Here is an 8,585-nt window from a genome sequence, read left to right on the forward strand (position 1 = left end):
ATTCTCAGGAGGTGGCGCTGGTGGAAGCTGGTAAATCCAAAATTAGAAGTTAGTAAGCTAAAATAAATGTATGGTTTTAATTTATTCAATAGTTATTATTTTTCTTATTCCTTTAGGAATCTACTATTACATTAGGAAAGACAGACAACGAGATAAAAACAATTTAGCAATAGATTGGAAAAACTTCTTAAAATCTGAATCTCAAAACGACATAAAAGGTATTGTAACATATGGAGATAAATTAATCTGGAACAAATATCTTCTTAACGAACAGTTAGATAAAGTAATTGATGTCGTAAATTCTAGAGTAGCAAATTTTCCTGAATTGAAAAAATTAGAAAATAATGCTTTCAATAAAAAATTGCATTATAATCGAATTTTACATTAAAACAGCAATAATCAAATTATAAAATAAAAAAACTCGTCTAGTTAATTAACTAGACGAGTTTTTTATTATCCAATTTTAAAACAAATTAATCAAAGAATATTCCGTTATCATTTTTCTTTTTGCCTCCAAATTTTTCTAATTTATACGTTAAAGAAAACATTACATATTGTTGCAAAACGGTGTTTTCTGAATCTGTGATTGAAGTAGGAGATATACTTCTTGTTGCATTTACATTTTGGTTTAATAAATCATAAACTTTGACTTTTGCCAATAATTGATCTTTATAGAAGTTATAGCCTAAACTAACATTCCATAAATAAAAATCTTTTTGAAATCCACCTGTTATATTTGAATTATAATTATATCCAAAATCATTTCCTAGCACAACATTCTTTGGCCAGTAACTTGTGGTTTCTAATTTAAAACTGTGTTTGAAATTATCCGTTTTATTAATAATATAATTATCAAAACGTGTAATGTTATAAGAATACTTATAAGAAGGTGTAATGGTAATTTTATCTTGAATAATATAAGAAAAATTAACTCTTGGGTTTAATTGCAAAGCTTTAGATTCATATAAAGCCGAATTAGTTAGTCCTTGATTAAAATTATAGTTTACCCAAATTCCATATCCGTATTTAATGGTTCTTTTTTCTTTATTATATGATTTATTTACATTAAAGCCAGTAAACATGTTATATGATTTATCAACATTTTCATAAGTTGTAACAGCTTTAAAATCGGAATCATAAACAGTTGAACTTACCACATCATTTGTAGTTAAATTACCTCCAAAATAAGCATAAAAACCAGATCGAGTAGCATAATCATAATTGTTAAAATTATTATACATTCTGTAAGTTTCTTTTGGTTTTAAATTTGCATTACCAATAATTGTATTTAAAGGATTAGCTAAATTCTCAAAAGGCAATAATTGATTTGCGGAGGGCAATGAAGCTTCATAATTAAAGTTCGTATAAATAGACTTCGATTTAGCTATTTTATAACTCATGTATCCATTTACATTTGGGTACACATAATTATTTTTTAACCTTGTAGTTGTTCCTAAATAATTAGACTGATTATCATATCCTAAAAAATCAGCACCTAATGCTATACTTCCTCTTAGTTTTGACTTACTTAATTGCAAACCAACTGATGTTCCAAATGTATTATTCTTTGAATCAATTGTATTTGACAATAAATCATTAAAAGTATCATACTGATTTGTGGTACTATTAAAATTGAATGTATTTCGAGAATCAGTTCCTTTCATTAAATCCTAATTCAAATCTTAAGTCATTGTTCGATTCTTTATCAAATACATTTTGATTACGAGTATCATCTGCATTGCCTGATTGATAAAAAACAGTATTCGTAATTGTATTTAATGTATTATTATTTTTTGAATGTTCGTTATCAACATTTACACTTATTGCTCTACCCTTCTTCTTTAAACTTTTGTTGTAATATAAACTGTTTTTAAATTTATTATTATCCGACTCATTAAAGTTAGAACCATTAGTCTCATTTAACAAATCATCGTTTACATCAAATGATTTTGAAAAACTTGTACTTCTGTTTTTTGAATCACTTTTCGAAAAGGAAGGCATCAAATATAAAGTTGAAGTTGAATCAATTTTTATTTCAAATTCTGAAGAGAAATTATGCCCAACAACGTCGTTTTTAAAAGAAGATTCTGAATCTGTTTTTGTAGTTCCGGTTGGTAAAAGATTAGTTCTTTTTGTTCTGTTTTTATTTTCAGTAATGGCCGTATTCAAATAATAACTAAAATTTGGATCTATTTTTTTATTTAACCATTCGTCAGCATAATTAATACCAATCATATTTGAACGGGTAATTCCAGAACCACCACCAAACTGCATTCCGTTAATATTAAATGAACCACTATCATTAACCCAAACGGATGAATTTCGACCACCACCCATATTATCAAAGATTTCATTCATAGAAAACCCAACTGAATTGATGTTGTTTGCAGAACCTAAAACACTAATTTTTTGGGTGTCTTTAAAATAATTAAACAACAAACTCGATTCGTATCGTTTATCTGAACCATAACCAAGAGTTGCTTTACCAAACATTCCTTTATTTTTATCTTCTTGAATCGTTAGGTTTATGGTACTTTCGTTTGAACTTGCGGCTCTACCAGAAATTTCTTCGGCTTTCGTTTTTGTATCAGACACTTGAACCTTGTCTATCATATCAGCAGGTAAATTTTGAGTAGCTATTTTTCCATCCTTACCAAAGAAAGGTTTTCCGTTTACTAAAATATTTTTTACTTCTTTTCCGTTTACTGTAATTTTTCCTTCATCATCAATTTCAACACCAGGCAATTGTTTTAGTAATTTTTCTACGTTTGCATCTGGTCCAACTTTAAAAGATCCAGCATTAAATTCTAAAGTATCTGTTTTAATTTGAATTGGTGGAATTTCACCTTTAACTACAATTTCATTTAATTGTGCTGTTTGCTCAAACATTTCAATTGACCCATAATCCTTATCTGCTAAAATATTCTCAATTTTCTTATTATAATTCTGAAAACCGTTGTAAGAAACTTTGAAATTTACTGGTGATTCTGTTTTTCTTGATTTTAAATAAAAATTTCCGCTTTTATCAGAAATTGTATAATCAATAATTGTAGAATCTTTTACACTAGTAAGATAAATTGTTGCTGATTCTAGAGGTGATTTCGAATCTCTGTCAATTATTTTTCCTGAAAGTTGAAAAGTATTTTGACTAAAGCCAAGGCCTGCAAATAATAAAGTTGCAATTAAAGTAATTTTTTTTAACATAAAAAATTTGATTGATGATTGATTTTCTTAATAACTGACAAATAAAAAATTTATTGTGCTCATAGAAAAATTCTTACGGATATTTTAACAAGACTTTATAAAAAAAGCACCCTTTTGGGTGCTTTTCAATTATTTCTGTCTAAAGTAAATTTCGATTGGAACTCCCTCAAAATTAAACTCTTCTCTTAATTTGTTTTCTATAAAACGTTTGTAAGGATCTTTAACATATTGAGGCAAATTACAAAAGAACACAAACTGTGGCGTTGGTGTTGGTAATTGCATACAATATTTAATTTTTACATATTTACCTTTTAATGCTGGTGGCGGATTATGTTCTATAATTGGCAACATAATATCATTAAATTTAGAAGTCTGTATTCTATGTTTTCTGTTTTCAAAAACATTTACAGCCACTTCTAAAGCTTTAATTAAACGTTGTTTATTTAAGGCTGACACGAAAAGTATTGGCACATTTGTGAAAGGCAATAATTCTTCACGAATTTTTCTTTCATAATCTCTTGTAGTCATGGTATCTTTCTCAACCAAATCCCATTTATTAACTAGGATAACAATTCCTTTTCTATTCTTTTCAGCTAACCAAAAAATACTTTGATCTTGTCCTTCAAATCCACGAGTTGCGTCAATCATTAAGATACAAACATCACTATTTTCAATAGCACGAACAGAACGCATTACAGAATAAAACTCTAAATCTTCTTTTACTTTTGCTTTTCTTCTAATTCCGGCTGTATCAACCAAATTAAATTCAAAACCAAAACGATTGTATTTTGTATCAATTGCATCACGAGTTGTTCCTGCAATATCTGTTACTACAAATCTATCTTCACCAATTAATGCATTAATAAACGAAGATTTTCCAGCGTTTGGCCTTCCAACTACACAAAAACGTGGCAATGGATTTTCATCTTCGGTTACTTCTGGCATTTCAGGTAAAATATTTACTAATTCATCTAGCAATTCACCTGTTCCACTTCCTGTCATTCCAGAAATAGCAAAATATTCTCCTAAACCTAAATTATAAAATTCAAGCGCATCATTTGTACGCATAGCATTATCAACCTTGTTTACTACTAACAATACAGGTTTTTTTACTTTACGCAATAACTTAGCAACTTCATCATCCATTGGAGTAATTCCTTCTTCCACATCAACCACAAAAATTATAGCATCAGCTTCATCAATGGCTAATTCTACTTGTTTTCTTATTTCTGCTTCAAAAATATCATCAGAGCCTTTAATGTACCCCCCAGTATCAATTACAGAAAATTCTTTTCCATTCCACTCACTTTTTCCGTATTCTCTACGTTGTATTAATCGGTTAAAAAAAGTTGATTTTCCTACATTTGGCCTACCTACAATGGCAACAATATTATTCATAACTTATATTTGAAAGTGCAAAAGTACGTTTTTTTAACTAACCTTTAGTTATACAACAAAATAATACTTTTACGTTAATAAAATAAATTGTAATTTAGTAATCCGAAACTAAAATCCATTTATGGAACCAAACAAAGAATTAAAACTAAGATATAGATTTGATAAAGTAGTTTCAAAACCCATTGAAGCTATAATTGCAAGTTGTGAAAAACTTAAAAACAAAGTTGAACCTGATTATAGAATAAAAATAACTGAACAATATATACGTTTTTCAATAGGAATGTTACTTAGAGAAAAATATTCTCCAAATCTAAAAATTGCTTTAGAAAAAATGGAAGACGGCAACACTTTCATAAAAGGAACATATGGCCCAGATCCTGTGCTATGGACACTTTTTATGTTTCTACACTTTATAGTTGCTGGAGTTTTTTTAATTTTCATGGTTATTGTCTATTCAAAATGGTCTCTTAATGAAACTTTCAAATTTGATTTAATGATCATGTTTTCCATGACTATTATTTGGTTTTTACTCTATTTCATTGCCCGATTAAATAGAAGTAAAGGTCTTTCTCAAATGCATGAATTGGAAAAATTATTCAACAAAATTATTGAATGAATATGGATTTTGACTTTAACAAAAAATACATCCTTGAAAACGAAAGTGTTATTTTAAGACCTTTAGAGTTTTCAGATGTAGAAAATTTAATAGCCTTTTCAATCAACGAACCTGAGCTTTGGCACTATTCTTTACTTCCAGCAAGCAATGAAAATGAATTGAAAAATTACCTTAAAGTTGCTCTTGAAAAAAGAAAAAATAAAGTTGATTATCCATTCCTAGTTTTTGACAAGAAAACCAACTCTTATGCTGGGAGCACACGTTTTTATGACATTCAGCTTTCAAACAAAACACTACAACTAGGTTACACTTGGTATGGCAAAGATTATCAAGGTACTGGATTAAATAAAAACTGCAAATATTTACTATTAGAATTCGCTTTCGAAAAAATGAATATGGAACGTGTTGAATTTAGAGCAGACAATGCCAATAAAAAAAGTATTGCTGCCATGCAAAGTATCGGTTGTCAAATAGAAGGAATCTTAAGAAGCAATGGGGTTAGACCCAATGGAGAAAGACGTGATAGTATAATTTTAAGTATTCTAAAACAAGAATGGAAAAATAGTGTTAAAGAAAATATATTAAAAAGATTATAATTAAATATTTTTAAGTAATTTGGTTTAACAATTGTTAATTATACTTATTGAAATGGAAATAGAAAACACAATTGCATTACGACCTAGCTTTAGCAAGGATGTTCCCAAATCAATGGAAGAAATTCTTGAAAATGCAGCTAAAATTAAACTTGAAGTCAAAGAAGATTATAGTATTAAAATTTCAGATCCTCATATTTTCTTTTTTATTACGTTAGCCAAAAGAAAATATTATTCCCCCCATTTACAAATAGAATTAACTGCTAACGAAGACAAAACCACTAACATAAAAGGTTTATATGGACCAGATCAAACCGTTTGGACGTTCTTTATGTTTTTACATTTTATAATTGCAGGAATATTTTTAATTTTTTCAATGATTGCTTATTCACATTGGAGATTAAAACAATCCACAACTTTAGATTTTATTATAATGGGGTTGATGGTAGTTTTTTGGTTTGCTTTATATTTTCAGGCAAGAATTAACAGAAAAAAGTGTCAACCCCAAATGCACAAACTTGATGACTTAATGAAGAGAGTCGTTGACTTTTAAATAAAAAAACCGCTAACAGAAGTCAGCGGCAGTTTACTATTTATTTTTGATTGTAGCCAAATCTTCTTAATTGAAAACTACTGCTTCGCCAATCTTTATTAACTTTAACGTATAATTCAATATGAATTTGTTTCCCAAAGAATTTTTCTAAATCAGCACGAGATTGCATTCCTACTTTTTTAAGAGCACCCCCTTTATGACCAATAATAATTCCTTTCTGTGTTTCTCTTTCAACCATAATTACAGAACGAATTCGAATTATATTTTCATCTTCTAAAAACTCTTCCGTTTCAATTTCTACAGCATAGGGAATTTCTTTTTCGTAATTTATAAGGATTTTTTCACGAATAGTTTCATTCACAAAAAAACGTTCTGGCTTATCTGTTAAAGCATCTTTTGGATAATAAGCTGGTGAAACAGGTAACAATTCTTTAATTGTATTAAATACAGTTTCAACATTAAAATTCTCTAATGCCGAAATTGGAATTACAGTTGCATTTGGTACTTTTTCTTTCCAAAAATCAACTTGTTCCTCTAATTGTTCTTGATTTGATTTGTCAATTTTATTTAACAATAATAAAACTGGTATTTTTGAATATATAATTTTATTAAAAAAAGCTTCATCTTTTAAGTCCTTCTCTCCTATTTCGACCATATAAATTAAAACATCAGCATCTTCAAAAGCACTTTTTACAAAGTTCATCATTGAGTTTTGCAATTCATAGGCTGGCTTAATAATTCCAGGAGTATCAGAAAAAATAATTTGAAAATCATCTCCATTAACGATTCCCAAAATACGATGACGAGTAGTTTGTGCCTTACTTGTGATGATTGATAAACGCTCTCCTACTAACGCATTCATTAATGTTGATTTCCCTACATTAGGGTTACCGATGATATTTACAAAACCTGCTTTGTGATCCATTATATACTTATTATTTTTGCAAAGGTAGTCATATCAACGCAATAGATAAAATAAAAACATTATTTAAAAAAAAGATTTGTTTATTCAATTTATCGTTGTACTTTTGCACTCACAAATCGCGGGATAGAGCAGTAGGCAGCTCGTCGGGCTCATAACCCGAAGGTCACAGGTTCGAGTCCTGTTCCCGCTACTAGGTTAATTTTATTGAAATTACAAACGCACATCGCGGGATAGAGCAGTAGGCAGCTCGTCGGGCTCATAACCCGAAGGTCACAGGTTCGAGTCCTGTTCCCGCTACTAAGAAACTTCATAGAAATATGAAGTTTTTTTTTGTTTTGTAACAAACGAAAAGGTTGTAGAAGATTTCAAAAAGAAATGTTTAATAGTAATTTAGGACAAATAATGCCATACAAAATGTTGGTTTTAGACATGGATGACACCTTGTTAACAGATGACCATAAAATATCTGCACTAAATAGAGAAATGATTCTAAAAGCTCAAAAACAAGGAATTCATGTGGTTTTGGCTTCAGGAAGACCAACTTCAGCAATGACTGTCTTTGCAAAAGAATTAGAAATGGATTTAAATAATTCTTACATGATATCATTTAACGGTGGAATAATTAGCAGCGTTAAAGAAGGTAAAATTATCTTTAAACAAACTTTATCAAAAGAACAGATTCATGAATTATATACTTTTAGTATAAAAAGCAAAACAGCTATTATTACCTATATAAATAATGAAATTGTAAGCGAAAGCGATTCAGAATATATTGAAATTGAAAAAAAAATAACTGGTTTATCTCATAACAAAGTAACTAGTTTCATTGAGGCCGTTACAACAGATGCCGTAAAATGCATTCTTTTAGAAGAACCGAGTTACTTAAAAAAAGTAGAAAAAGAATTAAAAGCTGCAATGCCTCATTTAAGCATTACTATGTCAAAACCATTTTTCTTAGAAGTAGCTCAACACGGAATCGACAAAGCAGCAAGCTTAAAATTATTAGCTAAAAAACTAAATATTAGTCAAAGTGAAATTATAGCTGTCGGAAACGCAGGAAACGACTTAACAATGATTCAATATGCCGGCTTAGGGGTTTGGGTAGACAACGTCACACCTGAACTTAGAGATAAAGCAGATGTAATTGTTGCTTCAAACAATAACAATGGTGTAGCTGAAGTAATTCAGAAGTATATTTTAAATTAAAGCCAAATCTGGTTAATCAGCAACAGCAAACCAAAAGCTTTAAACTACATTAAATAATAAAAATCATATTTCTTTCAGAATATAAAAATA

General features: G+C 29.1%; 9 protein-coding genes and 2 tRNA genes. 7 read left to right on the forward strand and 4 right to left on the reverse strand.

The annotated features are described in order from the left end of the window. Window positions 1-70: 70 nt before the first annotated feature. Window positions 71-388: a hypothetical protein gene (locus AACZ53_RS12335; protein ID WP_339838935.1), complete on the forward strand. Its 318-nt coding sequence runs from the start codon at window positions 71-73 to the stop codon at window positions 386-388. A gap of 85 nt (window positions 389-473) precedes the next feature. On the opposite strand, the gene AACZ53_RS12340 is transcribed toward AACZ53_RS12335, so the two are convergent. From AACZ53_RS12340 to der, 3 genes are all read right to left on the reverse strand, one after another. Beyond that, window positions 474-1,664 carry an outer membrane beta-barrel protein gene (locus tag AACZ53_RS12340; protein WP_339838938.1) on the reverse strand — a complete coding sequence of 397 codons (1,191 nt, stop codon included), beginning with the start codon at window positions 1,662-1,664 and terminating at the stop codon, window positions 474-476. Next, complete coding sequence (locus AACZ53_RS12345) at window positions 1,651-3,204, reverse strand: carboxypeptidase-like regulatory domain-containing protein (protein WP_339838941.1); 1,554 nt, start codon at window positions 3,202-3,204, stop codon at window positions 1,651-1,653. The genes AACZ53_RS12340 and AACZ53_RS12345 overlap by 14 nt, the downstream gene beginning before the upstream one ends. 129 nt (window positions 3,205-3,333) lie before the next feature. Beyond that, window positions 3,334-4,602, reverse strand: a complete 1,269-nt coding sequence (gene der, locus AACZ53_RS12350; protein ID WP_339838944.1) for a ribosome biogenesis GTPase Der — start codon at window positions 4,600-4,602, stop codon at window positions 3,334-3,336. A 121-nt stretch (window positions 4,603-4,723) separates the two neighbouring features. On the opposite strand from der, the gene AACZ53_RS12355 reads away from it, so the two are divergent. From AACZ53_RS12355 to AACZ53_RS12365, 3 genes are read left to right on the forward strand one after another with little or no spacing between them, the layout of a single operon-like run. After that, entirely contained in the window at window positions 4,724-5,218 is a 495-nt protein-coding gene (locus tag AACZ53_RS12355) for a hypothetical protein (RefSeq protein WP_339838947.1), read from the forward strand. A 2-nt stretch (window positions 5,219-5,220) separates the two neighbouring features. Further along, window positions 5,221-5,814 carry a GNAT family protein gene (locus AACZ53_RS12360; RefSeq protein WP_339838949.1) on the forward strand — a complete coding sequence of 198 codons (594 nt, stop codon included), beginning with the start codon at window positions 5,221-5,223 and terminating at the stop codon, window positions 5,812-5,814. Between the two features lie 52 nt (window positions 5,815-5,866). Continuing rightward, window positions 5,867-6,364, forward strand: a complete 498-nt coding sequence (locus AACZ53_RS12365) for a hypothetical protein (protein ID WP_339838951.1) — start codon at window positions 5,867-5,869, stop codon at window positions 6,362-6,364. A 40-nt stretch (window positions 6,365-6,404) separates the two neighbouring features. Here AACZ53_RS12365 and era read toward each other — a convergent pair whose 3' ends face one another. Beyond that, window positions 6,405-7,289, reverse strand: a complete 885-nt coding sequence (era, locus tag AACZ53_RS12370; RefSeq protein ID WP_339838954.1) for a GTPase Era — start codon at window positions 7,287-7,289, stop codon at window positions 6,405-6,407. Window positions 7,290-7,406: 117 nt separating this feature from the next. Here era and AACZ53_RS12375 point away from each other — a divergent pair. The 3 genes from AACZ53_RS12375 to AACZ53_RS12385 all read left to right on the forward strand — a co-directional run bounded on the left by AACZ53_RS12375 (window position 7,407) and on the right by AACZ53_RS12385 (window position 8,495). Next, window positions 7,407-7,479, forward strand: a tRNA-Met gene (locus AACZ53_RS12375). 34 nt (window positions 7,480-7,513) lie between these two features. Further along, window positions 7,514-7,586, forward strand: a tRNA-Met gene (locus AACZ53_RS12380). A 78-nt stretch (window positions 7,587-7,664) separates the two neighbouring features. Continuing rightward, window positions 7,665-8,495, forward strand: coding sequence for a Cof-type HAD-IIB family hydrolase (locus AACZ53_RS12385; RefSeq protein WP_339838956.1), 831 nt, complete (start codon window positions 7,665-7,667; stop codon window positions 8,493-8,495). Window positions 8,496-8,585 lie beyond the last annotated feature (90 nt).

Origin of the sequence: uncultured Flavobacterium sp., assembly GCF_963975005.1 — a bacterium.
Lineage (GTDB): Bacteria > Bacteroidota > Bacteroidia > Flavobacteriales > Flavobacteriaceae > Flavobacterium.

Bases quoted from the DNA above. Each gene is read 5' to 3' on its own strand.
- AACZ53_RS12360 (WP_339838949.1), top strand. From the start codon at position 5,221: ATGGATTTTGACTTTAACAAAAAATACATCCTTGAAAACGAAAGTGTT.
- AACZ53_RS12365 (WP_339838951.1), top strand. From the start codon at position 5,867: ATGGAAATAGAAAACACAATTGCATTACGACCTAGCTTTAGCAAGGAT.
- AACZ53_RS12340 (WP_339838938.1), bottom strand. From the start codon at position 1,664: ATGAAAGGAACTGATTCTCGAAATACATTCAATTTTAATAGTACCACA.
- der (WP_339838944.1), bottom strand. From the start codon at position 4,602: ATGAATAATATTGTTGCCATTGTAGGTAGGCCAAATGTAGGAAAATCA.
- AACZ53_RS12335 (WP_339838935.1), top strand. From the start codon at position 71: ATGGTTTTAATTTATTCAATAGTTATTATTTTTCTTATTCCTTTAGGA.
- AACZ53_RS12355 (WP_339838947.1), top strand. From the start codon at position 4,724: ATGGAACCAAACAAAGAATTAAAACTAAGATATAGATTTGATAAAGTA.
- AACZ53_RS12345 (WP_339838941.1), bottom strand. From the start codon at position 3,204: ATGTTAAAAAAAATTACTTTAATTGCAACTTTATTATTTGCAGGCCTT.
- AACZ53_RS12385 (WP_339838956.1), top strand. From the start codon at position 7,665: ATGTTTAATAGTAATTTAGGACAAATAATGCCATACAAAATGTTGGTT.
- era (WP_339838954.1), bottom strand. From the start codon at position 7,289: ATGGATCACAAAGCAGGTTTTGTAAATATCATCGGTAACCCTAATGTA.